The sequence below is a fragment of the Pseudomonas sp. ENNP23 genome, from assembly GCF_001728945.1.
Taxonomy (GTDB): domain Bacteria; phylum Pseudomonadota; class Gammaproteobacteria; order Pseudomonadales; family Pseudomonadaceae; genus Metapseudomonas; species Metapseudomonas otitidis.
In genome coordinates this window covers 1-11,919 of the sequence record NZ_LYSP01000075.1, presented here as the reverse complement: position 1 = coordinate 11,919, position 11,919 = coordinate 1, and the positions used below count along the sequence as shown (strand labels likewise).

16 protein-coding genes are annotated in these 11,919 nt (G+C 69.1%); 7 read left to right on the top strand and 9 right to left on the bottom strand.

What is annotated here, in order from left to right:
• Positions 1-307: 307 nt before the first annotated feature.
• From A9G05_RS25595 to A9G05_RS25580, 4 genes are all read right to left on the bottom strand, one after another.
• The gene (locus A9G05_RS25595) at positions 308-649 is read right to left on the bottom strand and encodes an FKBP-type peptidyl-prolyl cis-trans isomerase (protein ID WP_044407361.1); all 342 of its coding nucleotides are present in this window, start codon (positions 647-649) and stop codon (positions 308-310) included.
• An 88-nt stretch (positions 650-737) separates the two neighbouring features.
• Complete coding sequence (locus A9G05_RS25590; protein WP_069563613.1) at positions 738-2,588, bottom strand: ABC transporter ATP-binding protein/permease; 1,851 nt, start codon at positions 2,586-2,588, stop codon at positions 738-740.
• Positions 2,589-2,691: 103 nt separating this feature from the next.
• Complete coding sequence (locus A9G05_RS25585; RefSeq protein WP_069563612.1) at positions 2,692-3,819, bottom strand: PilT/PilU family type 4a pilus ATPase; 1,128 nt, start codon at positions 3,817-3,819, stop codon at positions 2,692-2,694.
• Between the two features lie 142 nt (positions 3,820-3,961).
• Entirely contained in the window at positions 3,962-4,243 is a 282-nt protein-coding gene (locus A9G05_RS25580; RefSeq protein ID WP_044407352.1) for a peptidylprolyl isomerase, read from the bottom strand.
• Positions 4,244-4,527: 284 nt separating this feature from the next.
• Here A9G05_RS25580 and A9G05_RS25575 point away from each other — a divergent pair, with 284 nt between their 5' ends.
• Positions 4,528-5,127 carry a DUF4157 domain-containing protein gene (locus tag A9G05_RS25575; RefSeq protein WP_069563611.1) on the top strand — a complete coding sequence of 200 codons (600 nt, stop codon included), beginning with the start codon at positions 4,528-4,530 and terminating at the stop codon, positions 5,125-5,127.
• Here the strand turns inward: A9G05_RS25575 and A9G05_RS25570 are convergent, their stop codons facing one another.
• Positions 5,128-6,048 carry an ABC transporter six-transmembrane domain-containing protein gene (locus tag A9G05_RS25570; RefSeq protein WP_069563610.1) on the bottom strand — a complete coding sequence of 307 codons (921 nt, stop codon included), beginning with the start codon at positions 6,046-6,048 and terminating at the stop codon, positions 5,128-5,130.
• A gap of 112 nt (positions 6,049-6,160) precedes the next feature.
• Between A9G05_RS25570 and A9G05_RS25565 the strand changes: the two genes are divergently transcribed.
• A complete protein-coding gene (locus A9G05_RS25565) occupies positions 6,161-6,775 on the top strand; it encodes a TetR/AcrR family transcriptional regulator (RefSeq protein WP_069563609.1) in 615 nt (204 codons plus the stop codon).
• A 32-nt stretch (positions 6,776-6,807) separates the two neighbouring features.
• Here the strand turns inward: A9G05_RS25565 and A9G05_RS25560 are convergent, their stop codons facing one another.
• Both A9G05_RS25560 and A9G05_RS25555 read right to left on the bottom strand, forming a co-directional pair.
• The gene (locus A9G05_RS25560; RefSeq protein WP_044407341.1) at positions 6,808-7,032 is read right to left on the bottom strand and encodes a hypothetical protein; all 225 of its coding nucleotides are present in this window, start codon (positions 7,030-7,032) and stop codon (positions 6,808-6,810) included.
• Positions 7,032-7,736, bottom strand: a complete 705-nt coding sequence (locus tag A9G05_RS25555) for a YebC/PmpR family DNA-binding transcriptional regulator (RefSeq protein ID WP_044407338.1) — start codon at positions 7,734-7,736, stop codon at positions 7,032-7,034. The genes A9G05_RS25560 and A9G05_RS25555 overlap by 1 nt, the downstream gene beginning before the upstream one ends.
• Positions 7,737-7,934: 198 nt before the next feature.
• On the opposite strand from A9G05_RS25555, the gene A9G05_RS25550 reads away from it, so the two are divergent.
• A complete protein-coding gene (locus A9G05_RS25550; protein ID WP_069563608.1) occupies positions 7,935-8,360 on the top strand; it encodes a group II truncated hemoglobin in 426 nt (141 codons plus the stop codon).
• A gap of 3 nt (positions 8,361-8,363) precedes the next feature.
• On the opposite strand, the gene A9G05_RS25545 is transcribed toward A9G05_RS25550, so the two are convergent.
• On the bottom strand, positions 8,364-8,843 hold the full coding sequence (locus A9G05_RS25545) for a hypothetical protein (RefSeq protein WP_069563607.1): 480 nt from the start codon (positions 8,841-8,843) through the stop codon (positions 8,364-8,366).
• Between the two features lie 201 nt (positions 8,844-9,044).
• On the opposite strand from A9G05_RS25545, the gene A9G05_RS25540 reads away from it, so the two are divergent.
• The 3 genes from A9G05_RS25540 (at position 9,045) to A9G05_RS25530 (ending at position 11,207) form a co-directional block, all read left to right on the top strand.
• Positions 9,045-9,437, top strand: coding sequence for a hypothetical protein (locus A9G05_RS25540; RefSeq protein WP_069563606.1), 393 nt, complete (start codon positions 9,045-9,047; stop codon positions 9,435-9,437).
• A gap of 113 nt (positions 9,438-9,550) precedes the next feature.
• Positions 9,551-10,174 (top strand): hypothetical protein, encoded by a 624-nt coding sequence (locus A9G05_RS25535; RefSeq protein WP_069563605.1) that lies wholly within the window; start codon positions 9,551-9,553, stop codon positions 10,172-10,174.
• A gap of 181 nt (positions 10,175-10,355) precedes the next feature.
• Positions 10,356-11,207, top strand: a complete 852-nt coding sequence (locus A9G05_RS25530; RefSeq protein ID WP_069563604.1) for a CAP domain-containing protein — start codon at positions 10,356-10,358, stop codon at positions 11,205-11,207.
• Positions 11,208-11,220: 13 nt separating this feature from the next.
• On the opposite strand, the gene A9G05_RS25525 is transcribed toward A9G05_RS25530, so the two are convergent.
• Complete coding sequence (locus A9G05_RS25525) at positions 11,221-11,658, bottom strand: helix-turn-helix domain-containing protein (protein ID WP_069563603.1); 438 nt, start codon at positions 11,656-11,658, stop codon at positions 11,221-11,223.
• Between the two features lie 71 nt (positions 11,659-11,729).
• On the opposite strand from A9G05_RS25525, the gene A9G05_RS25520 reads away from it, so the two are divergent.
• Positions 11,730-11,919: DUF2938 family protein (locus A9G05_RS25520; protein WP_139131260.1), on the top strand; the 190-nt coding region annotated here is incomplete at its 3' end.

Genomic DNA, 11,919 nt, shown 5'->3' with positions numbered 1-11,919 from the left:
CAGTCGTTGAAAAGGAACCAAAAAACTTGCCCCTGCATCCGAACTAGGCGTCCCCGCCCGACTGCGTCGGGTTCCCTCGCTACGTCATCGCTCCAGGGGTACGCGCTGACGGGCCATCCCTGGCCCGGCAGCGCTCTCGCGACATCCATGTCGCTCAACCCCTTCCTCGATAACTCCGCTCGGCCTCCTGAAGGGGCGCTGTCCCCGCCTCACCTTCTCAGCGAGATGGTGGAGCAAGCGTGCGCTTCATGTGCGTTGCGAACGACAACGGCTCTATGGCTGTTAAGCCTCCCTACAAATCCCTGGCTCAGTCGTCCCGAGTCAGCACTTCCAGCAGTTCGATCTCGAACACGAGGTTGGAGCCGGGGGTGATGTGGGCGCCGACCTGGCGGTCGCCGTAGGCCAGGTGGGCGGGGACGTGGAGCTTGCGCTTGCCGCCGACCTTCATGCCCATCAGACCCTGGTCCCAGCCCTTGATCACGCGGCCGGTGCCGATCACGCACTGGAAGGGGCGGCCTTTCTGGTAGGAGGAGTCGAACAGGGTGCCGTCCTCCAGCCAGCCGTTGTACTGGGTGGTGATCAGCGCGCCCTTGACCACGGCCTTGCCGTCGCCTTCGAGCAGGTCTTCGATCTTCAGTTCATCGCTCATGGGAGTCGCTCCGGTGGGGAAGGCGCGCGTTTTCGCAGGAAGCGCGGCGTTTGGCAAGGTGCCGGTCGCGGGGCGACCGGCCTCCGGCTCAGGCTTCGGCGGGCTCTTCCGGCTCCTGCTGCTGCAGGGTCCACATCTGCGCGTAGGTGCCGCCGGCTTCCAGCAGCTCCCGGTGGGTGCCCTTTTCGATCACCCGGCCGGCGTCGAGCACCAGGATCTGGTCGGCGTCCATCACCGTCGACAGGCGGTGGGCGATGACCAGGGTGGTGCGGCCTTCCTGGATGCGGTCGAGGGCGGTCTGGATGGCCTTCTCGGACTTGGAGTCCAGCGCCGAGGTGGCCTCGTCGAAGATCAGGATCGCCGGGTTCTTCAGCAAGGCCCGGGCGATGGCGACGCGCTGCTTCTCGCCGCCGGAGAGCTTCAGGCCGCGCTCGCCCACCGGGGTTTCGTAGCCGTCGGGCAGGCGCTGGATGAAGTCATGGATGTGGGCGGCGCGGGCGGCGGCCTCCACCTCTTCGCGGGTGGCGTCGGGGCGGCCGTAGCGGATGTTGTAGTAGATGCTGTCGTTGAACAGCACCGTGTCCTGGGGAACGATGGCGATGGCACCGCGCAGGGACGACTGGGTCAGCTCCCGCAGGTCGTGGCCGTCGATGCGGATGTGGCCGCTGTCGATGTCGTAGAAGCGGTAGAGCAGGCGGGCGAGGGTGGACTTGCCCGAGCCGGAGTGCCCCACCACCGCCACCGTGCCGCCGGGCGGGATCTCGAAGTCCACGCCGTGGAGGATCTCCCGGCGCGGGTCGTAGCCGAAGTGCACGTTCTCGAAGCGCACCCGGGGCCGGGTGGCCTGCAGCGGTACGGCGCCCTCGGCGTCGCGCACGTCCTGGCGCTCGTCCAGCAGGCCGAACAGCCGCTCCATGTTGGTCAGCGACTGCTTCACCTCGCGGTACATCATGCCGAGGAGGAACAGCGGCGCGGAGAGCTGCAGCAGGTAGGTGTTCACCAGCACCAGGTCGCCGATGGTCAGCTCGCCGGCCACCACGCCGGCAGCGGCGCGCCACATCATCGCGGTCACGCCCAGGGCGACGATGGCGGTCTGGCCCAGGTTGAGCAGGGCCAGGGACTTGGTCGCCTTGACCTTGGCGTTCTCCAGGTGGCGCAGGTTCTCGTCGTAGCGTGCCGCTTCGTGGGCTTCGTTGTTGAAGTACTTCACCGTCTCGTAGTTGAGCAGCGAGTCCACCGCGCGCTCGTTGGCGCGGGTGTCCGCCTCCACCGAGGCGCGGTAGTAGGCGGTGCGCCACTCGGTCACCGCCACCGTCCACAGGGCGTAGGCCACCAGGGTGGCGAGGGTGATGAGGGCGAAGCCCCAGTCATAGGCCCACACCAGCACGGCGGTGACCATGACGATCTCCACCAGGGTCGGGACGATGGTGTAGAGGGTCCAGTCCAGCAGGTCGGAGATGGCGCTGCCGCCGCGCTCCACGTCCCGCGCCACGCCGCCGGTGCGCCGGCCCAGGTGGAACTTGAGGCTGAGGCCATGCAGGTGCTGGAACACCTGCAGGGTGATCTGCCGCGAGGCCCGCGCCATGACCCGGGCGAATACCACCTGGCGCAGCTCGGTGAACAGGGTCACGCCGATGCGTGCGGCACCGTAGGCCAGCAGCAGGCCGGCCGGCAGCACCACCAGGCTGGGGGCGACGTTGAGCTGGTCGACGATCTGCTTGAGCGCCATGGGCACGTAGAGGTTGACCAGCTTGGCCGCGAGGATCAGCCCCAGGGCCACGGCGATGCGCCCGGTGTAGGGGCGTAGGTAGGGGAGGAGGGTGGCGATCACCGCGGCATCGCCACGGGCGTTCGCCTGGCGCGCCACCGGGGCGGCGCCGTCATGGGGGCTGCCGGCGTCCGCCGGCGGGGTCTGGGTCTGTTCGTCGAGGGCTGCCATCGCCCACCTGCCTTGTGTCGTCGAGAAGGGGCGACCTTACTCCAGCGCCGGCGCGGGTGCGAATCGCATTGGTCGATGGTGGTCATCGACCGCTGGTGGGCGGTCAGGCGTCGCGCAGCACCTTGCGTTCGACGTCCTGGCCGTCGAAGCCGTGCTCCAGCTTCACCTTCAGTGCCAGGTCGGTGCGCGAGTCGGCGAAGCGCAGCGCATCGGCCAGGCTGACGCGGTTGGCCTCGACCAGGCGGAACAGGCTCTGGTCGAAGCTGCACATGCCGGTCTCCAGGGCGTTCTCGATGGCGTCCTTGAGTTCGTGCAGTTCGTCGCGCAGCACCAGGTCACGCACGTGGGGCGTGCCCAGCATCAGTTCCACGGCGGCCACGCGCTTGTGGTCGATGCCCGGCACCAGGCGCTGGCCGACCATGGCCAGGAGGTTCTGCGAGAGGTCGGCGAGCACCTGCTTGCGCGCCTCGTCGGGGAAGAAGCGGGTGACGCGCTCGATGGCGTGGCGGGCACTGGTGCCGTGCAGCGTGGCTACGCACAGGTGGCCGGTCTCGGCGTAGTGCAGGGCGTGCTGCATGGTGTCGGCGTCGCGCACCTCGCCGAGCATGATCACGTCCGGTGCCTCGCGCAGGACGTTGCGCAGCGCGGCGGCGAAGCTGTGGGTGTCCAGGCCCACCTCGCGCTGGTCGACGATGGAGCGACGGTGCGGGTGGAGGAACTCGATGGGGTCTTCGATGCAGATGATGTGGCCGCTGCGCTGGGCGTTGCGGTGGTCGAGCATGGCCGCCAGGGTGGTGGACTTGCCGGAGCCGGCGGCACCCACCACCAGGATCAGGCCACGGTCCTGCAGGGCCAGCTTCTCCAGCACCGGTGGCAGACCGAGGCTCTCCAGGCTGGGGATGCTGGTCTTGATCAGGCGCACCACCATCGAGACCTCGCCCCGCTGCAGGTACATGTTGGCGCGGAAGCGGCCACTGCCGGGCAGGCTGACGGCCAGATTCATCTCCCATTCGCGCTCGAACTCGGCGACCTGGGCGGGGGACATGAGCTGGTAGGCGAGCTGGCGCACGTCGCCGGGTTGCAGGGCGCGTTCGCCCACGGGCCGGGCGTGGCCTTCGATCTTGATGTGGGGCGGCGAGCCGACGCTGAAGAACATGTCGGAGCCCTGGTGCTGGTGCAGCAGGTCCAGGTAGGTGAATACGCCGGGGACCGTGTCGAGGGAGTCGCTCATCCCGCCTCCTTGCTGGGTGGATCGGGCAAGCCTAGCAGTGGGCGCGCGGGGCGTGCGATCCGGCACGGCGTCGCAGGGGGGAAGAGGGGGGAGGGGCGAAGGGCGCGTGGAAAGGCCCGGCGCTGCCGGGCCTCGGGGTGGATCAGTCCTGGCGGCTGGTGACTTCCACCAGGTGGTAGCCGAACTGGGTCTTCACCGGGCCCTGGACCACGCCGACCGGCGCGCTGAAGACCACGGTGTCGAACTCGCGGACCATCTGGCCGGGGCCGAAGGAACCGAGGTTGCCGCCGTCACGGCTGGAGGGGCAGGTGGAGTTGTCCTTGGCGACCTGGGCGAAGTCGGCACCGCCTTCGATGGCGGCTTTCAGTTCGTTGCACTTGGCTTCGCTGGAAACCAGGATGTGGCGGGCGGTTGCGCGGGGCATGGGAGGACTCCTCTGGAAAAGCGCAGAGCCTACCGCAATGCGCCGGCCAGTCAAACGCCGTCGGGGCACCTCTAAAAACTACCTGCGTTGCCATCGCGGCGTTAAAAACAGGCTCGTGCGCGAGTCCGATCAAAATGCTCATTTACCCCGCGTAAACTGCGCTTTTTCGCTTGTTTTTGCCTTGCGCTGGCTGCCTCGCCTACGTTTTTAGAGGCGCCTGTGGGGGCTGGACAACGGCGCGCGGCTGCCCAAGTATCGCCGCGCGTTTCGTCCCGGAGTCGTCCATGCGCCTTGCCCTGTCCGCCCGCTGCCTCGGGTTGCTGTTGTTGTCCGCCTCGCCCGCCTTTGCCGCGTCCTGCCCGGCGGGGCAGACGCAGGTCTGCCTGGGGGGCTGCATCTGCGTGCCGGACCCGGACGGGGTGATCGGCCCGGCCCAGCAGCGGGTCGGCGAGGTGGCGGCCACCTCCCTGGAGGGCTGGATCCTGCGCTCCCGCGCCTCGGCACTGAGCCAGGGCACTGCGCCGATCCCGCCGGCGATCCGCCAGGTGCTGCTGCCGTACTACCCCACCGACGTGCTCGACAACGTGCGCTACCGGGTGGGCGATGCCGACGACATGGCCGCCGCCCGCACCATGCTGCAGAACCCCGACATCAAGGCGGTGACGCTGGTGGACGTGATCGTCTTTCGCAACGAGGCCCTGGCCCAGGATGCCGTGCTCTGGGCCCACGAGCTGTTCCACGTCCAGCAGTACCGCCAGTGGGGCAGCCTGGAGTTCGCCCGGCGCTACACCCGCGATTACGACGCGGTGGAGTCGCCGGCCTACCGCCAGCAGTTCGACGTGGCCCGCGAGCTGCGGCAGCAGGCTATGCGCCCGGCCAACTGATCAGGCCGGGGTGTCGTCCCGGCCGATGTCGACGCGCTTGCCGATGTCCCGCAGGCGGGCGAGCTGGTCCACCACCGAGGGCGCTTCGTCCAGGCTGCCGACGAAGGTCCACAGGTAGGTCATCACCGCATAGATGTGCCCGGCCTTGACCTGCTCGGCAGAGGCCAGGCAGGTGATGGCGACCACGAACAGCAGCGCAGCCATCACCCCCAGCAGCAGGTAGGCCACTGCCTCGCGGTCGGAGAGCCGTACCCGCAGGCTCGACAGGTGCCGGTAGTGGCGTAGCAGGCTGCCCCGGCCGACCCGACCCACCAGCGCCACTTCCTGCTCCAGGCGGTCGTTCAGGCGCTCGTGCAGGGTCTGGTTGCGGGCGGCGAAGCGCGGCAGGCAGGCCAGGCACAGCGAGAGGGCCAGCAGGCAGGCCGCACCCACCCAGGGCTCGATGGCCAGCAGCATCGCGGCGGCACCGACGATGGAGACCAGGGCGGTGGCGATGATCGGGATCTGCTTCTCGAAGAAGTCGACGAACTCCCGTGCCAGCACCACCCGTGCCGCCACCTTTGAGGTGCCGTGCTGCTGCTGGCGCTGGTGCAGCACCACCGGCACCGCCAGCTCGGCATAGATGCGGGTGAAGGTGCGGGTGTCCACCGCACGGCGCGCCGCGCCCACCACCCAGAAGGCCAGCACCACCAGCGCATAGAGCACCGCCAGGCGCGCTTCGCCACGCACGATGGCGTCGATGGCGAACCCGGCGAACAGCGGGTAGGCCAGCATCAGCAGGTTCTCCAGGGCGACCAGGGAGAAGGTGCCCAGCAGCTTGCCGGGGTAGGCGCAGGCGATGGCCTTGAGGGTGGTGGCGGCGGATTGCTGGCCGAGGCGGGCGCCAGTGGAGGCCAGTTGCTCGGTATCGAGGGGGTGCATCGTCGGTTGACCGTAGTGAGTGGGGAGGGGCCGCGCTATGATTTGAGCGGCCGCTCAATTTTCCTTGAGCAGTCGCTCAAAATTCAAGAGCCACTCATCTCCCGGAGACCTCATGGCCCGTCCCCCCGTTGCCGAACGCAAGGATCAGATCATCACCGCCGCCCTGGAGCTGTTCCTGCGCAACGGCCTGGCCAGCGTCTCCACCCGTGACCTGGCGGAGCACACGGGGTTGTCCCGCAGCCACCTGTATCACTACTTCAGTGACTGGAAGACCCTGCGCCGGGCGGCGTTCGAGCGCTTCTCCGAGGAGCAGCTGGCCGGCACTCAGGCGTTGCTCCAGGGGCTCGACCCTGAGCCTGCGCTCATCGCGCTGATGCGCGATTGCCTGCCGGCGCGCAAGGACGACGCGGCCTGGACGCTGTGGCTGGATGCCTGGGACGAATCCCTGCACGACCCGGAGCTGGCCGAGGCCTACCGGCTGGCGCTCGGCCAATGGCAAGGGCTGCTGCTGGGGCTGATCGCCGAGGGATGCGCCAGTGGGGTGTTCAGTTGCGATGACCTGCCTCGGGCCACCCGGCAGATCACCGCCCTGGCCAACAGCTACGCGGCGGACCTGCTGCTGGAGCCCTCGCCCATCACCCTGGAGGCGGCGCTGGAGGAAATCATCGAAGTGGTGGGCTTGCTACTGGGGACGCCCAGGCTGGGCGCACGGCTGAAGCCAGCGTGAGGAGTGCCCGCGCTGTGACGCGCGGGGCGCGGTCAATGGACCGTGGTGCCCGGCGCGTCCAGCAGGCGCTGGGCCGAGGTCAGCCGCTCCAGTTCGCGGCGCACCATGTTGGCGTATTCCGGCGGCTTGAACTGGTAGAGCTCGGTGGCCACCCAGGCCAGCCAGCGCGGGCCGAGGGCGACGCGCTGGGCCAGCAGGCGCAACGCGTCGGCGCGGGCGCGTTCGGCGTGTTCCTCGTGGAAGTCCCGGCGGCTCATCAGGCCACGGAGAGGCCCACGTAGACGTTCTGCACGTCATCGTGGCCGTCGAGGGCTTCGAGGAAGGCCTCCACTTCCTCCAGCTCGGCGCCGGAGAGGGTGACCGGGTTCTTGGCCTTGTAGCCGAGGTTGGCCGAATGCACGGTGAAGCCGAAGTCCGGCAGGGCCTTGCACACGGCATCCAGGTCGGTGGGCTCGGTGTAGAACACGCTGGTGTTGTCGTCACCGGGCTCGAAGTCCTGGGCACCGGCTTCGATGGCGGCCAGTTCCACGTCGGCATCGGCGCTGGCCGGCTCGGCCTCGATGATGCCCAGGTGGTCGAAATCCCAGGACACGGAGCCGGAGGTGCCCAGTTGGCCCTTGCGGAACAGCACGCGGATTTCTGCCACGGTGCGGTTCAGGTTGTCGGTCAGGCACTCGACGATCACCGGCACACGGTGCGGGGCGAAGCCTTCGTACAGGGTGCGCTCGTAGTTGACCACCTCACCGGACAGCCCGGCGCCTTTCTTGATGGCGCGCTCCAGGGTGTCCTTGGGCATGGAGGCCTTCTTGGCCTGGTGAACGGCCAGGCGCAGCTTGGGGTTCATGTCCGGGTCGGCGCCGTTGCGCGCAGCGATCATGATTTCCTTCACCAGCTTGCCGAAGATCTTCCCTCGGGCGTTGGCGGCGGCTTCTTTGGGTTTGGCTTTCCACTGGGCGCCCATGGCGTATCTCCCGCAGGTTGATGGGGCGGACGTGACCGTCCGGCAGGGCGGCGATTCTACCGGGCCAGCAGGGGCGCCTGCCAGCGGGGCGCCGAGCGGTGCGCGGGGGTTCACGGCACCAGGGCCCGGTGCGACCAATGGGCAGTCACTGCCACCAGGCTCCGCTCGCTACAATCCGCGCTTTGCCCGGAGCCCTCCATGAGCCACGCGCCCTACGGCGTCGGCGATGCCTCTTACCAGGCCGCCGGCGGCATCGACGGTTTGCGCCGTCTGGTCGACGACTTCTACCAGCAGATGGACAGCCTGCCCGAGGCGGCGGCGCTGCGCCGGCTGCACCCCGAGGACCTGGCGCCCTCGCGGGACAAGCTGGCCTGCTTCCTCAGCGGCTGGCTGGGCGGCCCGCGCCTGTTCAGCGAGAAATACGGCGCCATCGCCATCCCGGCATTCCACGCCCGCTGGCCCATCGACGAGGGCCTCAGCGAGGCATGGCTGCTGTGCATGGAGCGGGCGATCGCCCGGCAGGGCTACGCGGCGGACTTCGCCGAGTACCTGCTGGTGCAGTTGCGGGTGCCGGCCGCGCGGGTGGTGCAGGCCGCCCGGGCGCGGCACGGCTTGCCGGGCTGAGGCTCAGCGCCGGCGGCGCAGGTCGTCGAGGAAGCTGCAGGCCTGATCGATGTCTTCGCCCCAGGCCAGCAGCCACGGCTGTTCGCCGCACCACTGCATGAAGCGCAGCAGCAGCCCGAGCTGCTGCGCATCCAGCGCGCCGAGGCGGGTGCGGGTGTCCTCGCGGTAGGCGGGGGAGGGGTTGAGGTTGAGGATGAGGAAGCCCAGCAGCAGGTTGATCTCATCGGGCGGTGACTCCAGCACCAGCCGCAGGTAGGAGGGCAGCGCCCAGCGCCAGCCGGCGGCGGAGAGGCTGCTCATGTCATCGTGCAGCCAGAAGAGGGCCTCCATCGGCAGCTTGCGCCCGGGCCAGATGGCCAGCTCCGTGCGCAGCATGTCGCAGGCCTCGCAGCCGCTGGGGTGAAAGGACAGGTCCGGGCCTTCGGGCTTGTCCACCGGGGGCAGCAGGCGGTCCAGTTCGTCGAGCAGTTCCAGCCGGTCCATGTCAGCCCCTCCGCTGTCGCAGGGGGAAACGGACGTGGTCGGGGGTTCGCAGGGCAGGGCTCATGGGGTTCCTTCCATGGGGTGGTGGGGTGTTGGGTGCCACGTTCTGGGACGGTCGTCCGGGCGGTCGCCGATGATGCTCGCTGCGTGGTGCCGAGCGTTGCCTTGCGTCAACATGTGCGCTTTTCACGGAGGAAAACCATGCCTGTCCAGTACCCGCTGACCACCTATGAGCTCGTTGTCCTGGCCATTCCAGTCGTACTGGTTCTGGTGCTTTTGGGATGGCTGGGCTTGACCGTCCGTCGAGCGCCGGGTCTGGCTTCGCTATGGGTGGCGGCCCTTGGGGTGGGGAGCGGTTACGTGCTTTTTGTCGGCAACCTGGTCGCCAAGGGATTGCAGCAAGCGTCGCTGGAATGGCCGCTCAGTCTTCCACTGGCTGTGTGCACGGTATTGCTGCTGTTGGGGGCGTGGCGCTATCGGTTCGAAGGGCTGCGAACCGTTGGGGTGGTGGTGATCGGTGCGGTCATGTTGCTGGCAAGCATGCTGCCGACCTGGTTCGTGTTCGGCTGCATGACCACCTCGGTCTGCCTGTAAGCCCAAACTCCGGCTGATTCCCCTGTCATCCCCGGCCGCTCCCGTGCTGGGGTCGCTGACGGTGTGCCTGGGCGTGGGTAATCTGCGCGCCCTTTTACTTGCCGGCGCTGCCCATGAATCCGTTGCCCATCGTCCTGCTGGTTGCCCTCGGCCTGGTGCCTGCCGTGGCTGATGCCCGCTCCGTCGACACGGTTGTGGCATCGCCCGCCCCGGCCTCGCTCGGGCTGCCGCCGCTGGAGCCGGTGCAGGGAGACCTGCGCGGCGCGCGGCTGCTGCATCAGGCGGACTGGTTGCGGGTGCAGTTCCTGGCGCCAGGCCAGCGTGGAGCGGCCGAGGCGGCGTTGAGTGCGCTCAAGGCCAGCGGGGCGCCGGGCCCAGGCGTGCTGGGCAGTGTGCCGCTGGTGCCGTTGCCCGATGCACTGGAGCGCCTGGCCGCGCGGCTCGGCGTCACGCCAGGACCAGCGCCAGTGATAGTGGCCGAGGGGCAGATGCTGGGGCGGCTCGCCCAGGGGTTCAGCCTGCCCGTGGGGCGCGGCGCCTGGCTCTACGGCTACACCGGCCCGCGTGGGCTGCTGGCGCTGGGCGCCGTGCTGGAGGAGGGGGCGGACTCCCAGGCCTTGATGGGCGCGTTCCTCGCCCTCAACCGCGAGCACGGCCTGCTGCTGGTGGACTGGCCCCAGCGGCTGCTGTTGATTGGCGCCGATGCCAAGGGCCAGGTGCAGGGCTGGCGGCCCTGAACGGGTCTATTCCGGTGCGAATGGCCTGGGATTTGCCCGGCCCCCGTGGTTGAATCCACCCCTATCCGTCCGGCCGGGCAACCAATCGCCCGTCTGCCGGCCATACGCCCTTCCGATAAGCCGCGACCCCAGCCCCGAGCGGGCTCGCGCACCCGGGCGCAACCCGTCCAAGGAGGCATCCATGCGCGTCACCTCTAACGTCCTGCGGCTGGCGGCCCTGTCGTTGGGCCTGTTGCTCGCCCAAGGCGCCCGTGCCGGCGATGAAGCGCAACTGATCGAAGCCCTCAACGCCTACCGCGGCCAGGTGCAGAGCTGTGCCGGCCAGGCTTCCCTGGAGCTGCCGCCGCTCACCACCGACCCCCGCCTGGTGATTTCCGCCACCACCATGGGCGACCTGCAGGAGGCGATGACCCAGTCGCGCTACCCCATGGTCAACGTCCAGGCCATCAGCCTCTCCGGCCCCCGCGATGCGCAGTCGGCGATGAAGGCCATCCGCGAGAGCTTCTGCCAGGTGGTGCTGGACCCGCAGTTCGTCGACATCGGCGTCAGCCGCGATGACCGCGAGTGGCGCATCGTCCTGGCTCGGCCGCTGCTCACCGGACGCCTGGGCGACTGGCAGGCCGAGGGCCAGAAACTGCTGGAGCAGGTCAACACCGCCCGCGCCCAGTCCCGCCAGTGCGGCACCCAGTTCTTCGCCGCCGCCGCGCCGCTGAGCTGGAACGCCTCCCTGGCCACGGCGGCCGAAGGGCACTCCCGCGCCATGGCCAACAACAACTTCTTCGACCACAAGGACCGCGACGGCCGCACCCCGGGTGACCGCGCCGAACTGTCCGGCTACATCGGCCGGCAGATCGGCGAGAACATCGCCGCCGGCCAGGACACCTCGCGCAAGGTGCTCGACGGCTGGCTCGCCAGCCCCGGCCACTGCGCCAACCTGATGAACCCGCAGTTCCGCGACCTGGGTGCCGCCTACTCGGTGGACCCGAAGAGCGACGCCGGCATCTACTGGACCGCGCTGTTCGGCAGCCAGTGACCCCGCGCCGGCCTCAGGGCCGGCGTTTCGTACCCGCCCGCCGCGCCGGCTCCCGCGTGGCGGCGCGGGCCGCCACTTTCATCAGGCGCTGGAAGGTGGGGCAGGTCAGGTGGTCCTCCGCCGGGCAGTCCACCGCGTGGCGCAGGCTGTCGCGGATCGCCGACAACTGGCGGATGGTCGCGTCCAGCGCGTCGGCCTGTTGCGCCAGGCGCTGGCGGTCCAGGGTCGGTTGCCGTGCGCTGCCGAGCAGGGCGCCGATGTCGTCCAGCGAGAACCCCGCCGCCCGTCCCATGGCGATCAGCGCCAGCCGCTCCAGCACGTCGGCGTTGAACACCCGCTTCATGCCGGCGCGGCCGATGGAGCGGATCAGCCCCTTCTCTTCGTAGTAGCGCAGCGTCGAGGCCGGCAGGCCGGAGTTTCTTGCCACCTGGGCGATGTCCATCTCTTTCATGCTTGACCTCAAGTCGACTTGAACTGGCAGCCTGATTCCACGGGCGTTCCGTGACAGTGGAGGAGCTAAGCATGAACGGTGAGACGGTGGTAGCGGTGGTGGGGATCGGCGTGGGCGCGACCCTGGTGATGGACCTGTGGGGCTGGCTGCTGCGTCGGCTGACCGGCAGCGCCGGGCTGGACTACGCCCTGGCGGGGCGCTGGGTCGGGCACATGCCCCGTGGCCGCTTCCGCCACGCCGGCATCGGCCGTGCCGCGCCGG

Excerpts from the sequence above, each read along its gene's own strand:
- A9G05_RS25570 (WP_069563610.1), bottom strand. The coding sequence starts at position 6,048 with ATGCACCCCCTCGATACCGAGCAACTGGCCTCCACTGGCGCCCGCCTC.
- A9G05_RS25575 (WP_069563611.1), top strand. The coding sequence starts at position 4,528 with ATGCGCCTTGCCCTGTCCGCCCGCTGCCTCGGGTTGCTGTTGTTGTCC.
- A9G05_RS25545 (WP_069563607.1), bottom strand. The coding sequence starts at position 8,843 with ATGGACCGGCTGGAACTGCTCGACGAACTGGACCGCCTGCTGCCCCCG.
- A9G05_RS25590 (WP_069563613.1), bottom strand. The coding sequence starts at position 2,588 with ATGGCAGCCCTCGACGAACAGACCCAGACCCCGCCGGCGGACGCCGGC.
- A9G05_RS25530 (WP_069563604.1), top strand. The coding sequence starts at position 10,356 with ATGCGCGTCACCTCTAACGTCCTGCGGCTGGCGGCCCTGTCGTTGGGC.
- A9G05_RS25555 (WP_044407338.1), bottom strand. The coding sequence starts at position 7,736 with ATGGGCGCCCAGTGGAAAGCCAAACCCAAAGAAGCCGCCGCCAACGCC.
- A9G05_RS25580 (WP_044407352.1), bottom strand. The coding sequence starts at position 4,243 with ATGCCCCGCGCAACCGCCCGCCACATCCTGGTTTCCAGCGAAGCCAAG.
- A9G05_RS25525 (WP_069563603.1), bottom strand. The coding sequence starts at position 11,658 with ATGAAAGAGATGGACATCGCCCAGGTGGCAAGAAACTCCGGCCTGCCG.
- A9G05_RS25585 (WP_069563612.1), bottom strand. The coding sequence starts at position 3,819 with ATGAGCGACTCCCTCGACACGGTCCCCGGCGTATTCACCTACCTGGAC.
- A9G05_RS25550 (WP_069563608.1), top strand. The coding sequence starts at position 7,935 with ATGAGCCACGCGCCCTACGGCGTCGGCGATGCCTCTTACCAGGCCGCC.
- A9G05_RS25565 (WP_069563609.1), top strand. The coding sequence starts at position 6,161 with ATGGCCCGTCCCCCCGTTGCCGAACGCAAGGATCAGATCATCACCGCC.
- A9G05_RS25535 (WP_069563605.1), top strand. The coding sequence starts at position 9,551 with ATGAATCCGTTGCCCATCGTCCTGCTGGTTGCCCTCGGCCTGGTGCCT.
- A9G05_RS25595 (WP_044407361.1), bottom strand. The coding sequence starts at position 649 with ATGAGCGATGAACTGAAGATCGAAGACCTGCTCGAAGGCGACGGCAAG.
- A9G05_RS25540 (WP_069563606.1), top strand. The coding sequence starts at position 9,045 with ATGCCTGTCCAGTACCCGCTGACCACCTATGAGCTCGTTGTCCTGGCC.
- A9G05_RS25560 (WP_044407341.1), bottom strand. The coding sequence starts at position 7,032 with ATGAGCCGCCGGGACTTCCACGAGGAACACGCCGAACGCGCCCGCGCC.